The following is a 19,600-nucleotide window of genomic DNA, read 5'->3' on the forward strand; positions in this document are numbered from 1 at the left end:
ACCCCGTGGGGGCTCGGTGGGATCAGTGGTGGAGGATCTTGGAGAGGAAGTCCCTGGCGCGGTCGCTGCGCGGGTTGCCGAAGAAGTCCTCGGGGGCGGCCTGTTCGACGATCCGGCCGTCGGCCATGAAGACGACCTGGTGGGCGGCGGAGCGGGCGAAGCCCATCTCGTGGGTGACGACGACCATGGTCATGCCGTCGCGGGCGAGATGCCGCATGACCTCCAGGACCTCGTTGATCATCTCGGGGTCGAGGGCGGAGGTCGGTTCGTCGAAGAGCATCACCTTGGGGTCCATGGCGAGGGCGCGCGCGATGGCGACGCGCTGCTGCTGGCCGCCGGAGAGCTGAGCCGGGTACTTGTCGGCCTGGGCGGCGACGCCGACCCGGCCGAGGAGTTCGCGGGCGCGTGCCCCGGCGCTCTTCCGGTCCTTCCCGCGGACCTTGATCTGGCCCAGGGTGACGTTGTCCAGGACGGTCTTGTGGGCGAAGAGGTCGAAGGACTGGAAGACCATGCCGACGTCGGCGCGGAGCCGGGCCAGTTCCCTGCCCTCGGCGGGCAGCGGTCGGCCGTCGAAGCGGATCTCGCCGCCGTCGATGGTCTCCAGGCGGTTGATCGCCCGGCAGAGGGTGGACTTCCCGGAGCCGGAGGGGCCGATGACGACGACGACCTCGCCGCGGTGGACCGTGAGGTCGACGGCCCGGAGGACGTGCAGGGACCCGAAGTGCTTGTCGACCCGGCTCAGGACGACGAGCGCGTCGCCGCCCTCCGGGGCGGGCCCTTCCGGGACGGGCATGTCACCCTCCTGGCTCGCATCCCCTTCGGCCGTTCCTCCTCCGTCTCATGCTCCGCCCCGCGCCGCCCGGACGCACGCCGGGGCGGTGCGGGGCAGGGCCCGTACCGCCCCGGGGGCCGGGTTCAGGAGGTCTCGCGCACGGCGAGGTCGATCAGGTCGCAGACCTCCCGGGGCCGGGAGGCGAGGGAGGCGTGGGAGGCGTCGAGCTCGATCGTCTTCCGGGGGTTCATCCGGGCGGCCATGCGGCGCTCGTTGTCCGGGTGGATCATGCGGTCCTCGGTGGAGACCTGGTACCAGGAGGGCTTGGCCCGCCAGGCGGGGGCGGTGACGGCGTCGCCGAAGGTGGAGCCGAGGGGCGCCTTCTGGGTGACGGCCATGACGAGGGCCTCGTCCGCGCCCAGGTCCTGGGCGAAGCTCTCGCGGAACTTCTCGGGCCTGATCCACAGGTAGCCGTCGGAGTCGGGCGCGATGTTCTCGAAGGCGGCCGGGGGCATCTCCTCGCTGAGCCGGCCGGGGCTCTCGCCGGCGTCCGGGGCGAAGGCCGCGACGTAGACGAGGGCCTTGACGTTCGGGAGGTCGCCGGCCTCGGTGATGACCGCGCCGCCGTACGAGTGGCCGACGAGGACGACGGGACCGTCCGCCTGCCCGATCATCTTGCGGGTGCGTTCGGCGTCGTCCCCGAGGGAGGTGAGGGGGTTCTCGACGGCCCGGATCCTGTCGTGGCCGCGCCTGTGCAGCTCGACGACGACGTTCGCCCAGTGGGCGGCGCCGCCCCAGAAGCCGTGGACGAGGACGATGGTGGGCTTGTCTGCCATGGCGCGCTGCCGTTCTCGCTGGTGGATGTGTGCCCCCGCCCCGGCCGACGCTACGGCCCGCGGGGCGGGGGCGCACCCGCGCGGACTGCGGGCCGGGCGCGGTGGACGGAGACTGGGAGCGGAGACGTACCCACGACGGAGGAGGGTCCGCCATGAGGAGTGCCGCACCCAAGGTCGGCAGCCTGCCCGCGGAGCACCGCGAGCGGCTGATGGCCTTCGCCGAGGACGTCTTCTTCGAGTCCGGGGACCGGCTCTTCGAGGAGCAGCAGCACGCGGACCGGTTCTGGATCGTGAAGACGGGCGCGGTGAACCTGGACGCGAAGGTGCCGGGGCGGGGGGCGCCGGTGATCGAGACCCTGCGCCACGGCGAGCTGGTCGGTCTGTCCTGGCTGTTCCCGCCGTATCTGTGCCAGTCGGGGGCGGAGGCCATGACGCCCGTGCGGGCGCACGAGTTCGACGCGACGGCGGTGCGCGCGATGTGCCACTCGGACCGCGAGTTCGGGTCGGCGGTGTTCTTCTGGGTGGGATCGATCCTGGCGCACCGGCTCCAGGTGACCCGGGTGCGGCTGCTCGACCTGTACGCCCCGCACGGCAGCGGGATCATGGCCTGAGGGCCGCCCGCCGCACGGACGTCGCCCTCGCGCGGCGGGGCCGTACGGTCCGGGCGCGCCGTCCCGCACCGCCGCGCCCCGCACCGCCGCGCCCCGCCCCGCACCGCCGCACCCCGCCCGAGGAGCCCGCACGGTCCGGTCCGACCCGGGCTCCGCGCCGAACGGTCACCGGTCCCCGCGCGGCCCCGGCGGCCGTTCGGCGGGCGCTCGCCCTCGCCCGGTCGCGCGTCCCGGGCCCCGGCGGGCCGTGAGGTGATCTCCGCCGCACCGGGGGCGCGGGCCCCTTCCCGCGGGCCGCCCGGGGGTACGGTGACGGGACCTGGGCGACGGGCGGGAGGCCCCCGATGACAGCACCTGCGGACGCGCGCGAGGCCCTGGCCCTCGTCACGGACGACTTCGCCGAACTCCCCTTCGCCGGGGAGCCGTCGGGCGGTGACGGGCCGCTCGGCTGGACCGGCTACGACCGGGCCCGCGCGGCGGCGGCCACCCGCTCGGGCGAGGCCGAGTCGGTGGTCTGCGGCACCGGCGCGGTGGGGGGCGTGCGGACGGTCCTCGTCTCCTTCGAGTTCGGTTTCCTCGGCGGTTCCATCGGCGAGGAGACCGGCGCCCGGGTGGCGGCGGCCCACGCCCACGCCCGGGAGCACCGGCTGCCGGTGACCGTCCTCCTGGCGACCGGCGGCAGCCGGATGCAGGAGGGGATGCGGGCGCTGCTCCAGCTCCAGCGGCTGGCCGGGGAGTCGGCGCGCACCCGGGCCGCCGGGCTGCCGCAGCTCGCGGTGCTGCGCGATCCGACGACCGGCGGCGGCTGGGCGACCCTGGGGGCGGGTTCCGACGTGGTCCTCGCGCTGCCGGGCGCGCAGGTCGGCTTCGCGGGCTCCCGGGTCCGGCCCGCGGACGCCGACCCGGCCGCGTACACCGCCGGGTCGCAGCTCGCCCACGGGCACGTGGACGCCGTCGTCCGGCCCGAGGAGCTGCGGGCGGTGCTGGGCCGCTGGCTGGGGCTGCTCACGCGGCCCGCCGAGGGTCCGGTCCCGCCGCCGTACGCGCTCGGCGGCACCGCTCCCTCGGCGAGCGGCCGGGAGGCCGTCGCGCGGGCCCGCCGGCCGGAGCGCCCCCGGGCGGACCGGTACCTCGCCGAGGTGTTCACCGAGCGGGCGGAGCTCTCCGGCGACCGCGCGGGCGGCACGGACCCGGGGATGCGCTGTGGCTTCGGCCGGCTGCCGGACGGGCGTACGGCCGCCTACGCCGCGCAGTGCGGGACGGCGACCCGGCCGGCCGGTTTCCGCACCGCCGCCCGGCTGGTGCGGCTCGCGGGCCGGCTCGGCGTCCCGGTGCTGACCCTGATCGACACGCCGGGCGCGGCCAACGACGCGGAGGCGGAGCGGGCGGGCGCCGGGCCGGCCATCGCGGAGCTGTTCGGGGCGGTGGCCGAGGCGCGGGTGCCGGTGACCTCCCTGCTCATCGGGGAGGGCGGTTCGGGCGGGGCGCTGGCCCTCGCGGCGCCCGGGAACACCTGGGCCACCCCGGACGCGTACTTCTCCGTCATCGCGCCCGAGCTGGCCACCGGGATCCTGAAGCGGCCTCCCGAGGAGGCGGACGACCTGGCCGACCGGCTGCGTCCGAGCCCGGAGGACCTGGTCGCCCTCGGGGCCGTACGGGGCGTGGTCGGCGCGCGGCCGGACGGCGCGGGGGCCTGAGCACCCGGGGGTGGCCGGGGCTCAGGGACTCCACCCGCTTCAGTGGCCGAGTTTCCGCTTGAGCTCGGCCTTGTTCATCGTCGACCTGCCGTGCAGGTTGCGGCGCTTGGCCTCGGCGTAGAGCTGGTCGTAGGTCGGGCCCTCGGCTCCGCTGTGCGAGCGCTTCCCGCCGCGCCGCGCGGAGGACATGTCCTCCAGGGAGCTCTTGCTCGCCGTCTTCGACTCGCCCGCCCGGGCCCGTTCCTTGTTGACGGTGCGGGCGGCGATCTCCTCGGCGCGCTCGCGGCTCTCGCCCCGGTCCAGGGCGCTCTCCTTGATGTGCTCGTACTGCCGCTCGCGCTTGGCGTTCGATCCGCGGGGCATCGCGGGCTCCTCTCGGTCGGGTCAGTGGTGGGTGGGATCGTCGGGCGGTGCGGCCGGTCCTGCCGCGTGCCGGCGGGCCCAGCGGACCACCAGGCGCAGCAGCAGGAGCAGGGTGACCACCCAGGCGGCGGCGAAGCCCCAGACCAGGCCGGGGGACGAGGTCGCCACCGCGAGGACGAGCAGGGAGAGCGTCACGGCCCCGAGCGCCGCGGCGGCCGTGGCACGGAGCCACGTGGGCCGCGGGCGCGGCGGCCGGAGGGAGGGCCGGTGTCCGGCCATCCGGCGGGCGAGGCCGGTGTCGGCGCCGAGGTCCTCCTCGATCTCGGCCAGTACGCGCCGCTCGTACGCGGAGAGCCGGGTCTCTTCCATCGCGGCCACCTCCTCCGTCTCCTGGTCCCCCGCCGGGCGGCGGGGTCGTCCTCCGGGGCGGCTACCCGGCCCGGGCGGCTTCAGACGGGCGAGACGCGGCGGCCGGTGCGGCGGTCCGGGGCGGCGGCGGGAAGGCCACCTCGCACCAGACCGTCCGGCCCCGCTCGCGCGGCACCCAGCCCCAGGCCGCGGCGAGCCGCTGGACCAGGTAGAGGCCGTGCCCCGAGGCCCGGCCCGGGTCGTGCCGGGACGCCGGGCAGGGGCCGGCGGAGACGGTGTCGGTGACCTGGATCCAGACGCCGTCCACGGACCGGTCGAGGCGGAGCTCGTACGGGACTCCCCCGCGCCGCACCGCGTGGGCGACCAGTTCGGTGACGAGCAGCAGCACGTCGCCGGCGGCCGTCCTGGCCGCCGGGGTGAGCGGTCCGTACCAGTCCGCGACCGCCCGCGCGCAGAGGTCGCGGAAGGCGCCGGCCGTGCCCGGCCCTCCGCCGAGGACGTACCGCCGGGAGTCCGCCGTGCGGGTCCGCTCTTCTGCCGCCATGGCCTGCTCCTGACCCGGGTCCGGAGAAAAAAACATGAACAAACGGGTCAAAAACGACAAAAGGGGAACTCTTTCCTTGAGGACGCTCAACCGAGGGACCGTGACACCCGCATTCTGCTCCGATCGCGGAGCCGGCCCACCGGAACCGTCGAAAGAAGGGTCATGGCCATCGGACGAGCCGCATACCGTTCCCCCGCGCGGGCCCCCACGCCCCGCGGTCTCCCCGCGTCCGCCGCCGTGCGGCTCCGGGCGCTGGACGGCCTGCCGGAGCCGGAGAACCCCCTCGCGGCCTCCACCGATGACGCCCGCACCCTCTCCGTGGCGCTCTTCGCCCGGCTCCGGGCGCTCGACAAGGGCACCCCGGAGCACGCGTACGTGCGGAACACTCTGGTGGAGCTGAACCTGAGCCTGGTGAAGTTCGGCGCCCGGCGCTTCCGGGGGCGTCCCGAGCCGACCGAGGACATCGTCCAGGTGGGCACCATCGGGCTGATCAAGGCGATCGACCGCTTCGACCCGGACCGGGGCGTCGAGTTCTCCGCCTTCGCGCTGCCGACGATCGTCGGCGAGATGAAGCGGTTCTTCCGGGACACCGGCTGGGCCGTGCGGGTGCCGCGCCGCCTCCAGGAGCTGCGGATCGACCTCGCCAAGGCGTCCGACGCCCTGGAGCAGCAGGCCGGGCACCGGCCGCACCGGGCCGAGCTGGCCGAGCGGCTCGACCTGACCGAGGAGGAGGTCGCCGAGGGCGAGCTCGCCTCCCACGCCTACACCGCCCACTCCCTTGACGCCCCCGTCGGCGGCGGCGAGGACGACGAACGCGCCCCGCGCGGCACCACCGGCCGCCACACCGCCGTCGACGAACCCGCCTACGAGCTGATCGAAGATCTCGACTCGCTGCGGCCGCTGCTCGACCGGCTCGACGAGCGCGACCGGCTGATCCTCTCCCTGCGCTTCGGCGAGGAGCTGACCCAGGCCGAGATCGGCCTGCGGGTGGGCCTCTCCCAGATGCACGTCTCCCGGCTCCTCGCCCGGATCCTGGGCGAGCTCAGGGACGGTCTGCTGGAGGACGGCTCCACGGCGGAGGAGACGGCCGGCTGACCTCCAGCCACACCACCTTGCCCGGCACCCCCGGGCCCCGGTCGGCGGAACCCCAGTCGCTCGCCAGGCGGTCCAGCACCATCAGGCCGTGGCCGCCGGGCAGGGCGGGCGAGCGGGGCGCCATCCGGTGCGGGTGCTCGGGGTTCCGGTCGGACACCTCGACCCGCAGCAGCCCGTCCGCGTGCCGGAGCACGAACTCCTCCGGGCCGCCGCCGTGCAGGCAGGCGTTGGTGACCACCTCCGAGACCATCAGCAGGACGTCGTCGGCGCGCTCGCGGGTCAGGGGGTCCCCCGCGGGGGTCCAGCCCCAGTCGGCGAGGGCCCTGGCGGTGAAGTCGCGGCAGCGGGAGACCGCTCCGGCGCTGCCGTGGAGCAGGAGCCGCCGGATCTGCGCCGGACCTCCGTCGTCCTGGGCCATCCCGTCCTCCCGCACGGCCGGCGGGCCCGTCACGCCCGGTCCCCGGGGCGGGCGCCGCCCGTCCCGTCGGCGGCCAGGGCCTCCTGTACGTCGGCGTATACCCGGAAGACGCGGAAGGCACCGGTGATCTCGAACATCCGGTCCACCGGGGGCCGCAGCCCGGCCAGGTCCAGCTCCCCGCCGGTCTCCACCGCCCGGGCACGGGCCCTGAGCAGCAGGTTCAGACCGGTGGAATCGCAGAAGTCGAGCCCGGAGCAGTCGACGACGATCCGGGGCGCCTCCCCGTGCTTCTCCAGGGCGGTGCGCAGCGGCTCGACCGTGTCGTGGTCGAGTTCCCCCACGGGGGCGACCACGACGGTCTCCGTGCCCCAGGCGGGTTCGACCCGCACCGTGAACCGGTCGCGCCGACCGGGCGGCGGCCCCTCCCCGGACGTTCCCGGGTCCCTGTCCATGCGCACCTCGCCTTCGCCGGGTGAGTCCATTTTGGGTCAGAGCGCCCCGCTCCGCTCTGCGAGGAGGGCGGAAGTCCGCGGGGGCCCGGCCCGGGGGCTCACACGGAGGAGGGGGGCGGGGTCCAGCGGTGCTTGCGGGAGACGCCCGTGCCGACGCCGTACTCCTTCCTGAGGTGCTCGGGGACGGCGTAGTGCATGACCCGGCCCCGGGTGAGGGCGGACAGCTCGAAGACCGAGGTGAGGTGACCGAGCCGGTCGAGGGCCCAGGCGGCGAACGGCGAGGCGTCCTCCACCGACTCCAGGACGCCGAGCAGCGCGGGCAGCGCCTTCACCGCCGTGTCCCAGCGGCTGCGCGGCACGCCCAGCCAGTCGCCGCAGGTGTCGCCGACGAGGTGGCGGATCAGGGCGGAGACGACCGGGTCGAAGAGGGTGCCGGGGACGACCTCCTCGTACAGCTCGATCAGCTGCCGGGTCAGCACGACGCCCTCCTCCGAGGGGCCCATGTGCCGCAGCAGGTACAGGTCGAGGAAGGCCCGGGCCTCGTCGAGGTCCTTCGGCACGGCGGTCTGGTCGACGCCGAGGATCGCACCGACCACCCGCCAGGCGTAGAAGTACGCCTCGGCGCCTTCGACGGACATGTGGACGCCGAGCCGGTGGAGGCTGTCGAGGACGAGCATCGAGAAGAACATCTGCCCGCCGATCATGTCCTCCTGGCAGATCGGCACCCCTTCGGCGGCGGCGTCCCAGCGGTCCGCGCGGACCAGGTGGTGGCGGATGGAGGCGTGCAGGAGGCGGACCTTCTGCGCGGCGGGCACGAACCGGCCGCCGGCCTCGAAGGCGTCGGGCCGCATGAGGTAGGTGGTGAACTGGCCGGTCTCCGCCATGCGTTTGCTCGGGTAGTGCAGTCCGTGGGTGGCGGAGAGCAGCCGGGCCACCGGGGGGACGACGTAACAGGCGGGCATGGAGGCGAAGGAGAGGGCGGTGTTGATGTGGACGTTGTTGTCGGTGAAGAAGAGCCGGGCCCTCTCCATCTCGTTCCAGTCCACCCAGGCGGGCGGGACGGCCGTCGCCTCCAGGTACTCGCGGGCCACCTCGGGGAGCCCGGCGGGGAGTTCCTGCCCGGAGACGGAGACGTACCGCATGAGGGAGTTGAAGAGGCCGACCTCGCCGCGCTCGAAGAGGGTGGCGACGACGGCGTCGGCGAGCGGGTCGCCGTGGTGGCGCAGGGCGTCGAGGGACGCCTCGGTGTACGGGGGCGGGGCGGCGGCCGGAGGGGTGCCGGGTCCGGCGGGCGGGGCGGCGGGGGGCGTGGTCACGAAGGGCGCTCCAGCGGTCAGTGGTGGCGGACGGCCGCGCGGTGGGCCAGGTCCGTGAGGGCGCGGTGGGCGGCGGCGGGCAGGCCGAGTTCGTCGAGGGTGCGGACGGCCTCCTCGACGCGGCCTGCGATCATCCGCTCGACCCGGGCGGGCGCGCCGAGGCCGGCCATGAGGGCGCGCACCTCCCGCAGCGCGTCGTCGTCCGCCGGTCCGTCCCCGCCGAGGACCCGGCGGAGCAGTTCCCGCTGGGCGGGTCCCGCGGCGCGCCAGGTCTCGGCGAGCAGCACGGTGGGCCGGCCGGCGCGGAGGTCGTCGAGGGGCGCCTTGCCGGTGCGGGCGGGGTCGCCGAAGAGGCCGAGGAGGTCGTCCCTGAGCTGGAACGCCTCGCCGAGCGGCAGCCCGTAGCGGGAGAAGCCCTCGCGCAGCGCGGCGGGGGCGCCGGCGAGGAGCCCGCCGAGGAGGAGGGGGTGCTCGACGGTGTACTTGGCGGTCTTGTAGCGGACGACCTTGAGGGAGGTGCCGGTGTCCGGGGGCCCGCCGGTGTGCAGGATCTCCAGGGCCTCGCCGGCGACGAGTTCGCGGGCGAGGGCGGCCCAGAGGGGACGGCCCCGGGAGAGGTACGCGGCGGGCAGTCCGGACTCGGCGTAGAGCCGGCCGGCGAGCGCCATCAGGTGGTCCCCGAGGAGCAGCGCGAGCGCGCGGCCCGTCGCGCGAGGCCCCCGGCGGGGGTGCGGCAGTGCCGCGAAGGCGTGGTGGGCGGTGGGGCGGCCGTGCCGGAGGGGGCTGTCGTCGATGAGGTCGTCGTGGACGACCGCTGCGGCGTGGACCAGCTCCATGGCGGCGGCGGCCCGCATCAGGGCGTCGCTGTCGGGCTGCCCGGCGGCGCGCCAGCCCCAGTAGCAGAAGGCGGCGCGGAGCCGTTTCCCGTGGCGGGCGGCGGCCCGGAGGGCCTCGGCGAGCGGGTCGAGCGCCTCGTCGACGGCGAGGAGCTCGGCGGCCTCCTCGTCGAGGAAACCGGCGAGGACGGCGTCGGTGCGGGCCTTGAACGCCTCCGGCACCCAGACGTCACTCACCGGCGGGGTCCGTCACGACACGGGGGGCCGCCGGGGCGGGGGAATCCGGCGCGGGGGCGGGGGGTGTCGGCGGGGCGGGGTGCGCCGGAGGGACGGGGTGCGCCGTGGGGGCGGGGTGCGCCGTGGGGGCGGGGTGCGCCGTGGGGGCGGTGCGACTCGCCGGGTCGGCGTGCGTCACGGCATCGGCTTCCGCCGCGGCACCGGCGTGCGTCGACGGGGCGGTGTCCGCTGGGGCACCGGCGTGCGTCGACGGGTCGGCGTGCGTCGCGGCACCGGCCTGCGTCGCGGCACCGGCCTGCGTCAGAGGGTCGGCTTCCGCCGTGGCGGAGCGGCGGGCGAGGGCGGCGCGGGCCAGGGCCTCCATGTGGGGCGGGCCGCCGGGGCCGTCCTGGCCGGGGGCGAGGCGGTCGAGGGCGAGCCGGCCGCGGGCGCGGAGGTCGGCGGCGGCCTCCTGGGCGAGGTCGGCGGAGTCGGCGCGGCCGAGGAGGGAGCGGAGCGATCCGGCGGCGGTGCCGATCGAGTCGACGACGAGGTCGGCGAGCCCGGCGACGAGCAACAGGGCCCGCTCCTCGGGGCGTTCGCCTGGGGTCGTGCGGTCTGTCATGCCGGCGGGCTCCTGGGGCGGGAGGCGGGGCGCCCGCTCGGGGCGCGTACCGGGCCAGCATGGACCACGGCCGGGACGCCCCGGCGGTCCGCTCACTCGTTCGGGTGATCATGGGAGGGAGTTCCCTCCGGACGCCTCCGCACCCCTTCCCGAACTTCGCGCTCCCCCGTGAACCGCACGCCCTCCGCCGGACGATCGGCCCCGCACGGCCCGCGTCCCCGGACGATCTCCCCTCCGGCGCGCGTTTCCCCCTCCGGCGCGCGGTTCCGCCTCTGCTCCGACGAGGAGCACCCGGCGCCACCGACCCGGCCGGTTCCGGCCGGGTCGTGCGCGAGCTCTCCGGGCGCCGCGGACCGCGCAGGTCCACTACGCACGGGGAAGCGGTGCGGTCCCCCGTCCGGCGGGCGGACCTCCGCGCCGGTCCCAGGAAGGAGCCGGCGCCCGAGGGGCGGTCCGGAACCTCCCTACGGCACCCAGTGGTTGCCGGAGACCGTGATCATCACCTGGAGCTGGATGCTCGCGGAGAAGTAGCTGTCGGTGCCGATCGGGGTGGCGACCATCTTGTTCCAGAGGGCGTCGAGCCACGCCTGGCTGCCGGAGTCGGTCATGGCGGCGACGGCGAAGGGCGCGAAGAAGGCGGCGTCGCCGTCGGCCGAGAGCGCGGTGCCGTTCAGCTTGTAGCCGTTGACGATCTTGTTGGGGTCGCCGCCGGTCTTCGTCTTGATCCAGCCGTTCAGCTTGCGGGCCGCGGCGAGGGACTTGGCGTCACCGCTGGTGACGGCGTCGTCGGCGATGCGCCAGGGGGTGCGGCAGGCGTTCCACCAGTACTGGCCGTCGTTGGGGTCCTCCAGGACCTGGCCGGGCGCCGGCTTGGGGCTGGTGTTGGTGTCCACCACGAAGTCGGGGAGCAGGCCGGTGCCGGAGGCGTAGCCGGACTGGAGGTTCGCGATCTGCGTCTGGTGGGCGGTGCGGACGGCGTCCCAGGTGGTGTCGCCGGAGGCGGCCCGGAAGGCGCGGAAGTGGTCGACCATCCAGTCCGAGGTGCGGGAGAGCCAGTAGTACTGGTCGCCCGAGCTGGTCCAGTCGCCGAGCTTGAGGAGCTTGGTGGTGGGGTTCACCTCGTCCTTCTTGATGGCGGCGATGTGCTTGAGGGCGAGCGCCTTGTAGTTGTACGTGCCGGCGCTGCCCCACTGCTTGTCGGCGAGGAGCAGGCCGTAGGCCACGTCCATGTCGCCGTCGGTGGCGCCGTCGCCGCCGTTGACGCTGCGACAGTTGACGTCCTGCTCGGCGGCGAGGAGGTCGGGGTTGATCGAGGAGGGGTGGTCGATCTTCCACTTGACCAGGCCGTCGAAGATCTTCTTGGCGTCGGGGTCGGCGCCCGCCATGGTGGCGGCGATGACCATGCCGTAGCCCTGGGCCTCGGCGACGTAGGGGTGGTCGGCGTCGGGCGAGATGACCTGGTACCAGCCGTTGCCGCAGTTCTGCCGGACGAAGGCGGCCTTCCAGCGGTTGTAGTAGTCGACCACCTTCTGGTCGAGGGTCGCCTGGGAGCCAGAGGGCTTGATCGTGCCGGCGGCGTAGGGCTTGAGGTGGCTGCCGAAGGGCACGGCGGGTCCGGTGCCGCCGCCCGTGCCGGTCGGGGCGCCGTAGACCTCGAACTCCCAGAGCGAGTAGCCGTACGGGGTGCCCCGGCCGGTGCCGTACATGCGGACGTACCGGCCGCTGCCGGAGAGCGTCAGGTCGTCGACGGCGCCGTCGCCGGTCGTGGTCGAGTAGACGTCGGTCCAGGTGGAACCGTCCGCAGAGGTCTGGATCCGGTACGTCTTCGCGTAGGCGGCCTCCCAGTTGAGCTTGACCCGGGAGAGGGTGTGGTTCGAGCCGAGGTCGATCCGGAGCCACTGCGGGTCGACGCCCTCCTGGCTGGCCCAGCGGGTGGCGGCGCTGCCGTCCACGGCGAGGGCCGGCTCGAAGCCCGAGCCCTCCACGGACGAGGAGGCGGTGGGCCTGCCCGCGGAGACGAGGCCGTCGGCGGCCTCGGCCTCGGCCCCCGGCAGGACCGTGAGGGGCAGGGCCAGCAGAGCGGCGAGTCCGAGCGGGATGACGCTTCGTCGGCGCATGACAACTCCCATTCTCTTGGGGTCAATCGCTCGTTAGGAAACGTTCCTAACTATCGGCGCGCCGAGCGTAGGGAAGGACGGGGGCCCCGCGCAAGACCTCTGCGGCGGGGCCCGTCGGGCGTGGCGCATTCCGTCCGTTCGCCGGGGACGGCGAGGAGAACGGCGGCGGAAGGCGCGGTGAAGGACGTGACGGAGGACGGTCCGGGGGAAGCTCAGTGAGGGAGCGTCAGGGCCTCGGCGAGGGCCGCGGTGAAGCCGTCCGGGTTGTCGAGCATCATGTTGTGGCCGGCGGCGGGCACCTCCAGGACGGGGACGCCCATCGCCGCCGCCTGCTCCGCCGCCCGGTCCGGCAGGCTCTTCTCCCCCACGAGGAACGCCCGGGGCAGCGTGAGCCCCGCCAGCACGTCGCCGGCCTCCGGGTCGCCGCCCGCGACGAGCGCGACCGCGCTGCGGTGCACGGCCCGGGGGTCGGCGATCCGCAGCCGCGCCGCGTAGTCGGCCCGGTCCGTGACGGCCAGCATCCGCGCGAAGCCGTACCGGACGAAGTCCTCCTCCGGCCTGCTCGCCATCGGCCTGCTGAACGCGCCTCCGCCCGCGTACAGGTTGGGCTCGGCGACCACCAGCCGGGCCACCCGGTCGGGCCGGGCCGCCGCCAGGTGGATGGCGACGGTGCCGCCCATGGAGTGGCCGACGAGGTGGACGCCGGTCAGGTCGAGGTGGTCGAGGAGCTCGGCCACCGCCTCGGCCTGCCCCTCGGGGCGGTAGTCGAAGTCGGCGGGCCGGTCGCTCAGTCCGTGCCCGAGCAGGTCCACCAGGAGGGCGCGGCCGCCGGCCAGTTCGGGGCGGGCGGCGATGTGCGCGAAGTCGGAGGCGGCGGTGCAGCCGAGGCCGTGGACGAAGACCCGTACGGGCCCGTCGCCGGGCAGGTCGATCCACCGCAGGTACGCCTGCCGGCCCTTCAGGAACAGTTCTCTCATGCGGCCACCCTATGAACGGGCGCGCCGGACCCGGAGCGCGGCCGGGAAGAAGCCGGGAGGAGGAGGCGGGGCGGGGGCGGAACGGAGGGGGAGACCGGGGACGGAGGCGGACGGAGAGGAAACGGACGCGGACGGAGAGGGGGCGCGGCCGGCGGTGGGGCGGCTGCGCTACGGTGGCCTTCCATGGCATCGAGCACCGCACTCTGGTCCTTCGCGCTCGTCGTGGGACTCCTCACCCTCACCCCGGGCCTCGACACGGCCCTCATCCTCCGCACGGCCGCGCTCGGCCGCCGCACCCGCGCCTGGGGCGTCGTTCTCGGCATCCAGACCGGCACCCTGATCTGGGGCGCGCTGACCTCGCTCGGCGTGACGGCCCTGCTGACCGCCTCGCACCTCGCGTACGAGGTCCTCCGCTGGGCGGGCGCCGCCTACCTGCTCTGGATGGCCGGGCGGATGCTCGCCTCGACCTTCCGGGGCGACCGTGCCGGGTCCGGCGCCGAGGTGGAGGTCGGCGGCGCCGACACCCTCGCGGGCGGCTGGCGGCAGGGCACCCTGACGAACCTGCTCAACCCCAAGGTGGGCGTCTTCTACGTCGCCGTCCTGCCGCAGTTCATCCCGGCCGGGGCCCCGCACTTCACGATGGGGCTCGCGCTGACCTCCGTGCACGTCGTCCTCGGGATGATCTGGTCGACGGTCCTGATCGCCTCCGCGAGCGCCCTCGGCACGTGGCTGCGGGGCGCCCGCGCGCGCCGAATCCTCGACCGGGTCACGGGGACGGTGATCGGCGCCTTCGCGGTCCGCCTCGCGGTGAGCGACTGACGGACGGCGGGGCCCGGCGCTACTTGTACTCGGCGAGCTGGACGAGGTTGCCGCAGGTGTCGTCGAGGACGGCGGTGGTGACGGGGCCCATCTCCACGGGCGGCTGGGTGAAGCGGACGCCGAGACCGGCCAGGCGGGCGTGCTCGGCGCGCACGTCGTCGACCGCGAAGGAGGCCGCCGGGATGCCGTCGGCCACCAGGGCCGCCTTGTACGGCGGGACGGCCGGGTGGCCGGAGGGCTCCAGGAGCAGTTCGGTGCCCTCCGGGTCCTCCGGCGAGACGACGGTGATCCAGCGGTCCTCGCCGAGCGGGACGTCGTGCTTGGCCGCGAAGCCGAGCACCTCGGTGTAGAAGCGGAGCGCCTTCTCCTGGTCGTCGACGAAGACGCTGGTCAGGTTGATCCTCATGGGGTTTCCTCGGGGGGTGCGGGGGTGAGCCATCGCGTGACGATGTGCTCCAGGGGGCGGGGGTCGAGGTCGTGGAACTTGTAGCGGCCCTCGCGGCGGGCCGTGACCAGTCCGGCGGACTCCAGCACCGCGAGGTGCTGGCTGACCGCCTGCCGGGAGAGGGCGAGACCGTGCCGGGTCGCCAGCCGGGCGCAGATCTCGAAGAGCGACTGCCCGTCGCGCGCGGTCAGCTCGTCGAGGATCACCCGGCGCGTCGGGTCGGCCAGCGCCTTGAACAGATCCCCTTCCATGCCGCCACCATAGGCAAGTCACCGCTTGCCTATCAAGCGGGCGCGCCGACCCGCCCCCCTCCCCCTCCGGCGCCGGTCCGCCCCTTCCCGCCTCTTCCTCCGTCCGGCGCGGGCCCGTTGTCGGACCCCCCGCCTAAGGTGGGTCGGACACCGGTCCCGCCCTGACGAGGGAGAACGCTTTGAGCACGGCCCAGCACGACGGCACGCCTCCGTCCGGCCCGCACCTCGCCGACAGCCACGAGATGATCCGGGTGGTCGGCGCGCGCGAGAACAACCTCAAGGACGTCAGCGTCGAGATCCCCAAGCGCCGGCTGACGGTCTTCACCGGGGTCTCCGGATCCGGCAAGAGCTCGCTGGTCTTCGACACGATCGCCGCCGAGTCCCAGCGGTTGATCAACGAGACGTACAGCGCCTTCGTCCAGGGCTTCATGCCGACGCTGGCGCGCCCCGACGTCGACGTGCTCGACGGCCTGACCACGGCGATCATCGTCGACCAGCAGCGGATGGGGTCCGACCCGCGCTCCACCGTCGGCACCGCCACCGACGCCAACGCGATGCTGCGGATCCTCTTCAGCAGGCTCGGCACCCCGCACATCGGCTCCTCCCGCGCCTTCTCCTTCAACATCCCCTCGGTGAGCGGCGCGGGCGCGGTCACCGTGGAGCGCGGCGGCCGGCAGGTGAAGGAGGCGACCAGCTTCTCCATCACCGGCGGCATGTGCCCCCGTTGCGAGGGACGGGGCCGGGTCTCCGACATCGACCTCTCCCAGCTGTACGACGACACCAAGTCGCTCGACGAGGGCGCGCTCACCATCCCCGGGTACACGGCGGACAGCTGGTACGGGCGGACGTACCGCCTCTCCGGCCTGCTGGACCCGGCGAAGCCGATCCGAGAGTACGGCGCGCGGGAGCTGGACACGCTCCTGTACAAGGAGGCGACCCGGGTCAAGGTCGAGGGGGTCAACGTCACGTACGAGGGCCTGATCCCCAAGCTCCAGAAGTCCTTCCTGGCCAAGAACGTCGAGGCGCTCCAGCCGCACATCCGCGCCTTCGTGGAGCGGGCCACCACCACCCAGGTCTGTCCGGACTGCGACGGCACCCGGCTCAACGAGGGCGCCCGCTCCTCGAAGATCGGCGGGGTGAGCATCGCCGACGCCTGCGCGATGCAGATCAGCGACCTGGCCGCGTGGGTGGCCGGGCTCGACGACCCCTCGGTGGCGCCGCTGCTCGCGTCGCTGCGCGGCACGCTGGACTCCTTCGTGGAGATCGGCCTCGGCTATCTGGCCCTGGACCGCCCGGCGGGCACCCTGTCGGGCGGCGAGGCGCAGCGCGTGAAGATGATCCGCCACCTCGGGTCCTCGCTCACCGACGTCACCTACGTCTTCGACGAGCCGACGGCCGGTCTGCACCCGCACGACATCCAGCGGATGAACGAACTCCTGCTGCGGCTGCGGGACAAGGGCAACACGGTCCTGGTCGTGGAGCACAAGCCGGAGACGATCGCGATCGCGGACCACGTGGTGGACCTCGGGCCCGGGGCGGGCACCGGCGGCGGCACGATCTGCTACGAGGGCACGCTCGACGGGCTGCGCGGCAGCGGCACCGTGACCGGGCGGCACCTGGACGACCGGGCCTCGGTGAAGGACGCGGTCCGGACGCCGGCCGGGGTGCTGCCGATCCGCGGCGCGACCGCCAACAACCTGCGGAAGGTGGACGTCGACCTCCCGCTCGGCGTCCTCGCCGTGATCACCGGCGTCGCCGGTTCCGGCAAGAGCTCGCTGGTGCACGGGTCGATCCCGGCGGACGCCGGGGTGGTCTCGGTCGACCAGACCCCGATCCGCGGCTCGCGGCGCAGCAACCCCGCGACGTACACCGGGCTCCTGGACCCGATCCGGAAGGCCTTCGCCAAGGCCAACGGCGTCAAGCCGGCGCTGTTCAGCGCCAATTCGGAGGGCGCCTGCCCGACCTGCAACGGCGCCGGGGTCACGTACACCGACCTGGCGATGATGGCGGGCGTGGCCACCACCTGCGAGGAGTGCGAGGGCCGGCGGTTCATGGCCTCGGTGCTGGAGTACAAGCTCGGCGGGCGGGACATCAGCGAGGTCCTGGCGATGTCGGTGACCGAGGCGGAGGAGTACTTCGGCGCGGGCGAGGCCCGCACCCCGGCGGCCCACCGCGTCCTGGAGCGGCTGGTGGACGTGGGCCTCGGCTACCTCACCCTGGGCCAGCCGCTCACCACCCTCTCCGGCGGCGAGCGGCAGCGGCTGAAGCTGGCCACGCACATGGGCGACAAGGGCGGCGTGTACGTCCTGGACGAGCCGACCACCGGCCTCCACCTGGCCGACGTGGAGCAGCTCCTGGGCCTGCTCGACCGGCTGGTGGACTCCGGGAAGTCGGTGATCGTGGTCGAGCACCACCAGGCGGTGATGGCGCACGCCGACTGGATCGTGGACCTCGGTCCCGGCGCCGGTCACGACGGCGGCCAGATCGTCTTCGAGGGCACTCCGGCCGAACTGGTCGCCGCCCGCTCGACCCTCACCGGCGAGCACCTGGCGCGGTACGTGGGCGCCTGACACCTGCCGGGCGGGCGGTGTGCGGGCGCCCGGTCAGTCCGTGGCGGGCGCCGCATCGCCGGGCAGCGCCGCGAGCGGCAGCAGGGCCGGCGGGGCGGTGGCCGCCAGGGCCGCCACGGCGGCGCGGGGGCGGTCCGTCCACTCCAGGAGGAGTACGGGCTCCGCTACCGGCGGGCCCGCCTTGAAGCGGGCCTCCGCCCGGACCCAGGCGCGCAGGAGGGCCGGCCCCGGGTCGGGATCCCGGGCCGCCTCCCGCAGCTCCGCCTCCGGGAGCAGGCGGCGCAGGACGGGGAGGGGGCCGGGGCGGCGGGCGGCCGGTTCCACGTCGACGCCGACCCGGCCCGGGCCCGCGGCCGCCGCGACCAGGCCGTCGGCGTGGCTCAGGCTGACGCCGAGACCGGGGTGGCCGGGGAGGCGGGGGCGGCCGTGGCCGTCCCGGCCGCACTCCGGGCAGTGCTGGGCGGGCCCGGCCGCCTCCGGGGGCCGTCCGGTGAGCCGGGCGGCGCAGAGCCTCAGCAGGAGGCGGGCCGCCAGGACGTCGTCGCGGCGGGACGGGACGCGGACGGCGTCGAGGCGGCGGCGCTCCCAGGGGGCGAGGAGGTGCGGTCCGAGACCGGGGCGGTCCAGGACCTCCCGGGTGGTGGCCACGACCGCGAAGGCTCCGGAGGTCACCCGGCGGGCGTGAGGAAGCGCTCCTGGACGCGGCCCAGGGTGCGGAAGTCGTCGATGGTGACCTCCTGGAGGTCGATCGACGTGCCGGAGAGGTCCTCCAGGAGGTCGATGAACTCCAGGAAGTCCATGGAGTCGATGAGCCGGGCCTCGATCAGGTCCTCGTCGGGGTCGATGGGTCCTTCCAGGCCGGGGTTCTTCTCGCGGAGCCAGGCGGCGACACGTTCCACGGGCGGTTCTCCTTGCGGTGCGGATGCGGATGCGGACGACGGTGCGGGGCCGAGCGCGGCCGTGGGTTCGGCCGCGGGGCGGGTGCGTCAGGCGGTGGCGGCGGCGAGGCGGTCGAGGGCCCGCTCGGGGCTGCCGTGGGCGAGGAGCATGGCGTGCACCCAGCGCTCGACGCCGAAGGCGACGCAGGAGCTGTAGGCGGGGCCGTGGCTGCCGGCGCGGATGCCGAGGCGCTCGCCGAAGAAGTTGCGGTGGCGGTTGACGGAGGCGATGGCGGTGCCGTCGGGCGCGCTGTACTCGTGCTTGACGGGATCGAGGGCCATCAGCCGGGCCCGGGAGCCGCCCTTGTCGTAGAAGGGGTCGTCGGCGGTGGCGCGGGTCAGGTCGAGGCCGAGGCGCCCGGCGGTCTCCAGGACGAACTCGCCGCCGCGCTCCAGGTGTTCGACGGCGCCTTCCTTGGTGCCGAGGTAGACGACCTCGCGCATGTGGAAGCCCCAGAGGCGGCGCAGGCCGTCGTAATGGGTCTCGTTGCGGAAGCAGCGGCCGGCGGCGGAGACCCGCAGGCCGTCCTCGCCGACGTCGGCGCCCTCCAGGGAGAGCAGCAGTCCGTAGCAGGTGGCGGAGGGCAGGAGGTAGCCGGTGGGTTCGAGGGGACGGCCGGCGGGGGCCTGTCCGGCGGCCAGGCCGTCGTACGCCTCGGGGGTGAACCGCCCGGCGGAGACGCCGAGATGGGGGAAGTTGCGGAAGTAGTCGAGGCGGGCGAGGCCGTCCGCGGCCAGCAGGGGCGGACCGGTCACCTCGGGGGCGGAGAGCCGGGCGGCGAGCCCGGAGAGCAGCGCGTCGAGACCGCGCAGCAGGGCGGTGTGCGCCGGGTCCAGCGTGATCAGACCGGGACCGGGGCTTCTGAGCCCGGCGAGTCCTTCGGGTCCGGCGGTCGCGGCGGATCCGGTGGCGGGCGGAGTCGTGGCGCTGGGTGTGCTCATGGAACCGTTCCCTCTCGGCGTGGGCGTTCGGTCAAGGGCGTCGGTCGTGCGGGCGCGGGGCGCCCCCGTCCCCGTACCGGTGGAGGCGCGGCGGCGGGCGGGGCCCTGCTCGCGGTCGCCGTCGACCGGGGCGCAGCTGGTCGGGCCGGACCGACCGGTCGAGTCGGTTCCGGCTCTGCGCAGTGGGGACATTAGGCCAGCCTCCCGATGGTTGTCTAGACCATCGATGATGAACAACCTCCATGTCAGGGGCCTGGTTTCGGGCGGATGGCCGACACGCGGGCATACCGGCGGGTCACTTGACACCGGCCATGGTCTACACCAATTCTTTCCCTCGTCCCCGCGGCTCTCCCCCACCGTCGCCAGATCCGCGCCCCGTCCCGCCCGCGCC

The 19,600-nt window shown here is 74.7% G+C and carries 22 protein-coding genes; 5 read left to right on the top strand and 17 right to left on the bottom strand.

What is annotated here, in order from left to right:
* Positions 1-22 precede the first annotated feature (22 nt).
* Entirely contained in the window at positions 23-793 is a 771-nt protein-coding gene (locus IE326_RS36840) for an amino acid ABC transporter ATP-binding protein (RefSeq protein ID WP_190044682.1), read from the bottom strand.
* A gap of 122 nt (positions 794-915) precedes the next feature.
* Entirely contained in the window at positions 916-1,608 is a 693-nt protein-coding gene (locus tag IE326_RS36845; RefSeq protein ID WP_190044683.1) for an alpha/beta hydrolase, read from the bottom strand.
* Positions 1,609-1,760: 152 nt separating this feature from the next.
* Between IE326_RS36845 and IE326_RS36850 the strand changes: the two genes are divergently transcribed.
* Both IE326_RS36850 and IE326_RS36855 read left to right on the top strand, forming a co-directional pair.
* On the top strand, positions 1,761-2,219 hold the full coding sequence (locus tag IE326_RS36850) for a Crp/Fnr family transcriptional regulator (protein WP_150234198.1): 459 nt from the start codon (positions 1,761-1,763) through the stop codon (positions 2,217-2,219).
* A gap of 344 nt (positions 2,220-2,563) precedes the next feature.
* Complete coding sequence (locus tag IE326_RS36855) at positions 2,564-3,916, top strand: carboxyl transferase domain-containing protein (protein WP_190044684.1); 1,353 nt, start codon at positions 2,564-2,566, stop codon at positions 3,914-3,916.
* Between the two features lie 39 nt (positions 3,917-3,955).
* Here IE326_RS36855 and IE326_RS36860 read toward each other — a convergent pair whose 3' ends face one another.
* From IE326_RS36860 to IE326_RS36870, 3 genes are all read right to left on the bottom strand, one after another.
* Complete coding sequence (locus IE326_RS36860) at positions 3,956-4,279, bottom strand: plasmid stabilization protein (RefSeq protein WP_150234202.1); 324 nt, start codon at positions 4,277-4,279, stop codon at positions 3,956-3,958.
* A gap of 21 nt (positions 4,280-4,300) precedes the next feature.
* Positions 4,301-4,648 (bottom strand): DUF3040 domain-containing protein, encoded by a 348-nt coding sequence (locus tag IE326_RS36865; protein WP_190044685.1) that lies wholly within the window; start codon positions 4,646-4,648, stop codon positions 4,301-4,303.
* 61 nt (positions 4,649-4,709) lie between these two features.
* Complete coding sequence (locus IE326_RS36870) at positions 4,710-5,192, bottom strand: ATP-binding protein (RefSeq protein ID WP_190044686.1); 483 nt, start codon at positions 5,190-5,192, stop codon at positions 4,710-4,712.
* Positions 5,193-5,354: 162 nt separating this feature from the next.
* Between IE326_RS36870 and IE326_RS36875 the strand changes: the two genes are divergently transcribed.
* Positions 5,355-6,287: a SigB/SigF/SigG family RNA polymerase sigma factor gene (locus IE326_RS36875; protein ID WP_190044687.1), complete on the top strand. Its 933-nt coding sequence runs from the start codon at positions 5,355-5,357 to the stop codon at positions 6,285-6,287.
* On the opposite strand, the gene IE326_RS36880 is transcribed toward IE326_RS36875, so the two are convergent.
* The 7 genes from IE326_RS36880 to IE326_RS36910 all read right to left on the bottom strand — a co-directional run bounded on the left by IE326_RS36880 (position 6,235) and on the right by IE326_RS36910 (position 13,244).
* The gene (locus IE326_RS36880) at positions 6,235-6,738 is read right to left on the bottom strand and encodes an ATP-binding protein (protein ID WP_229915837.1); all 504 of its coding nucleotides are present in this window, start codon (positions 6,736-6,738) and stop codon (positions 6,235-6,237) included. The genes IE326_RS36875 and IE326_RS36880 overlap by 53 nt on opposite strands.
* Positions 6,735-7,157 (bottom strand): STAS domain-containing protein, encoded by a 423-nt coding sequence (locus tag IE326_RS36885; protein ID WP_150234211.1) that lies wholly within the window; start codon positions 7,155-7,157, stop codon positions 6,735-6,737. The genes IE326_RS36880 and IE326_RS36885 overlap by 4 nt, the downstream gene beginning before the upstream one ends.
* Positions 7,158-7,255: 98 nt before the next feature.
* Complete coding sequence (locus tag IE326_RS36890) at positions 7,256-8,383, bottom strand: oxygenase MpaB family protein (protein ID WP_229915903.1); 1,128 nt, start codon at positions 8,381-8,383, stop codon at positions 7,256-7,258.
* A gap of 107 nt (positions 8,384-8,490) precedes the next feature.
* The gene (locus IE326_RS36895) at positions 8,491-9,546 is read right to left on the bottom strand and encodes a polyprenyl synthetase family protein (protein WP_190044689.1); all 1,056 of its coding nucleotides are present in this window, start codon (positions 9,544-9,546) and stop codon (positions 8,491-8,493) included.
* Positions 9,539-10,150, bottom strand: coding sequence for a hypothetical protein (locus tag IE326_RS41785; RefSeq protein WP_308440359.1), 612 nt, complete (start codon positions 10,148-10,150; stop codon positions 9,539-9,541). Before IE326_RS41785 ends, IE326_RS36895 begins: the two co-directional genes overlap by 8 nt.
* Positions 10,151-10,614: 464 nt before the next feature.
* Positions 10,615-12,267, bottom strand: coding sequence for a glycosyl hydrolase family 8 (locus IE326_RS36905; RefSeq protein ID WP_190044690.1), 1,653 nt, complete (start codon positions 12,265-12,267; stop codon positions 10,615-10,617).
* A 212-nt stretch (positions 12,268-12,479) separates the two neighbouring features.
* Positions 12,480-13,244 (bottom strand): alpha/beta fold hydrolase, encoded by a 765-nt coding sequence (locus IE326_RS36910; protein ID WP_150234218.1) that lies wholly within the window; start codon positions 13,242-13,244, stop codon positions 12,480-12,482.
* A 183-nt stretch (positions 13,245-13,427) separates the two neighbouring features.
* Here IE326_RS36910 and IE326_RS36915 point away from each other — a divergent pair, with 183 nt between their 5' ends.
* Positions 13,428-14,063 carry a LysE family translocator gene (locus IE326_RS36915; protein WP_190044691.1) on the top strand — a complete coding sequence of 212 codons (636 nt, stop codon included), beginning with the start codon at positions 13,428-13,430 and terminating at the stop codon, positions 14,061-14,063.
* A gap of 19 nt (positions 14,064-14,082) precedes the next feature.
* Here IE326_RS36915 and IE326_RS36920 read toward each other — a convergent pair whose 3' ends face one another.
* Entirely contained in the window at positions 14,083-14,469 is a 387-nt protein-coding gene (locus IE326_RS36920; protein WP_150234222.1) for a VOC family protein, read from the bottom strand.
* Positions 14,466-14,759: an ArsR/SmtB family transcription factor gene (locus IE326_RS36925; RefSeq protein WP_150234224.1), complete on the bottom strand. Its 294-nt coding sequence runs from the start codon at positions 14,757-14,759 to the stop codon at positions 14,466-14,468. The genes IE326_RS36920 and IE326_RS36925 overlap by 4 nt, the downstream gene beginning before the upstream one ends.
* Before the next feature lie 242 nt (positions 14,760-15,001).
* On the opposite strand from IE326_RS36925, the gene IE326_RS36930 reads away from it, so the two are divergent.
* Entirely contained in the window at positions 15,002-17,329 is a 2,328-nt protein-coding gene (locus IE326_RS36930; RefSeq protein ID WP_190045035.1) for an ATP-binding cassette domain-containing protein, read from the top strand.
* Positions 17,330-17,362: 33 nt separating this feature from the next.
* On the opposite strand, the gene IE326_RS36935 is transcribed toward IE326_RS36930, so the two are convergent.
* The 3 genes from IE326_RS36935 to IE326_RS36945 form a co-directional block, all read right to left on the bottom strand.
* Positions 17,363-18,001, bottom strand: coding sequence for a 4'-phosphopantetheinyl transferase family protein (locus tag IE326_RS36935; RefSeq protein ID WP_190044692.1), 639 nt, complete (start codon positions 17,999-18,001; stop codon positions 17,363-17,365).
* Complete coding sequence (locus tag IE326_RS36940) at positions 17,998-18,228, bottom strand: acyl carrier protein (RefSeq protein WP_150234228.1); 231 nt, start codon at positions 18,226-18,228, stop codon at positions 17,998-18,000. Before IE326_RS36940 ends, IE326_RS36935 begins: the two co-directional genes overlap by 4 nt.
* Before the next feature lie 87 nt (positions 18,229-18,315).
* Positions 18,316-19,209, bottom strand: a complete 894-nt coding sequence (locus tag IE326_RS36945) for a class-II aminoacyl-tRNA synthetase family protein (protein WP_190044693.1) — start codon at positions 19,207-19,209, stop codon at positions 18,316-18,318.
* Positions 19,210-19,600 lie beyond the last annotated feature (391 nt).

The organism is Streptomyces filamentosus (assembly GCF_014654895.1).
Taxonomy (GTDB): Bacteria; Actinomycetota; Actinomycetes; order Streptomycetales; family Streptomycetaceae; genus Streptomyces; species Streptomyces filamentosus.

Bases quoted from the DNA above. Each gene is read 5' to 3' on its own strand.
- IE326_RS36920 (WP_150234222.1), bottom strand. From the start codon at position 14,469: ATGAGGATCAACCTGACCAGCGTCTTCGTCGACGACCAGGAGAAGGCG.
- IE326_RS36865 (WP_190044685.1), bottom strand. From the start codon at position 4,648: ATGGAAGAGACCCGGCTCTCCGCGTACGAGCGGCGCGTACTGGCCGAG.
- IE326_RS41785 (WP_308440359.1), bottom strand. From the start codon at position 10,150: ATGACAGACCGCACGACCCCAGGCGAACGCCCCGAGGAGCGGGCCCTG.
- IE326_RS36875 (WP_190044687.1), top strand. From the start codon at position 5,355: ATGGCCATCGGACGAGCCGCATACCGTTCCCCCGCGCGGGCCCCCACG.
- IE326_RS36870 (WP_190044686.1), bottom strand. From the start codon at position 5,192: ATGGCGGCAGAAGAGCGGACCCGCACGGCGGACTCCCGGCGGTACGTC.
- IE326_RS36905 (WP_190044690.1), bottom strand. From the start codon at position 12,267: ATGCGCCGACGAAGCGTCATCCCGCTCGGACTCGCCGCTCTGCTGGCC.
- IE326_RS36910 (WP_150234218.1), bottom strand. From the start codon at position 13,244: ATGAGAGAACTGTTCCTGAAGGGCCGGCAGGCGTACCTGCGGTGGATC.
- IE326_RS36845 (WP_190044683.1), bottom strand. From the start codon at position 1,608: ATGGCAGACAAGCCCACCATCGTCCTCGTCCACGGCTTCTGGGGCGGC.
- IE326_RS36855 (WP_190044684.1), top strand. From the start codon at position 2,564: ATGACAGCACCTGCGGACGCGCGCGAGGCCCTGGCCCTCGTCACGGAC.
- IE326_RS36885 (WP_150234211.1), bottom strand. From the start codon at position 7,157: ATGGACAGGGACCCGGGAACGTCCGGGGAGGGGCCGCCGCCCGGTCGG.
- IE326_RS36860 (WP_150234202.1), bottom strand. From the start codon at position 4,279: ATGCCCCGCGGATCGAACGCCAAGCGCGAGCGGCAGTACGAGCACATC.
- IE326_RS36915 (WP_190044691.1), top strand. From the start codon at position 13,428: ATGGCATCGAGCACCGCACTCTGGTCCTTCGCGCTCGTCGTGGGACTC.
- IE326_RS36840 (WP_190044682.1), bottom strand. From the start codon at position 793: ATGCCCGTCCCGGAAGGGCCCGCCCCGGAGGGCGGCGACGCGCTCGTC.
- IE326_RS36945 (WP_190044693.1), bottom strand. From the start codon at position 19,209: ATGAGCACACCCAGCGCCACGACTCCGCCCGCCACCGGATCCGCCGCG.
- IE326_RS36930 (WP_190045035.1), top strand. From the start codon at position 15,002: ATGATCCGGGTGGTCGGCGCGCGCGAGAACAACCTCAAGGACGTCAGC.
- IE326_RS36925 (WP_150234224.1), bottom strand. From the start codon at position 14,759: ATGGAAGGGGATCTGTTCAAGGCGCTGGCCGACCCGACGCGCCGGGTG.
- IE326_RS36850 (WP_150234198.1), top strand. From the start codon at position 1,761: ATGAGGAGTGCCGCACCCAAGGTCGGCAGCCTGCCCGCGGAGCACCGC.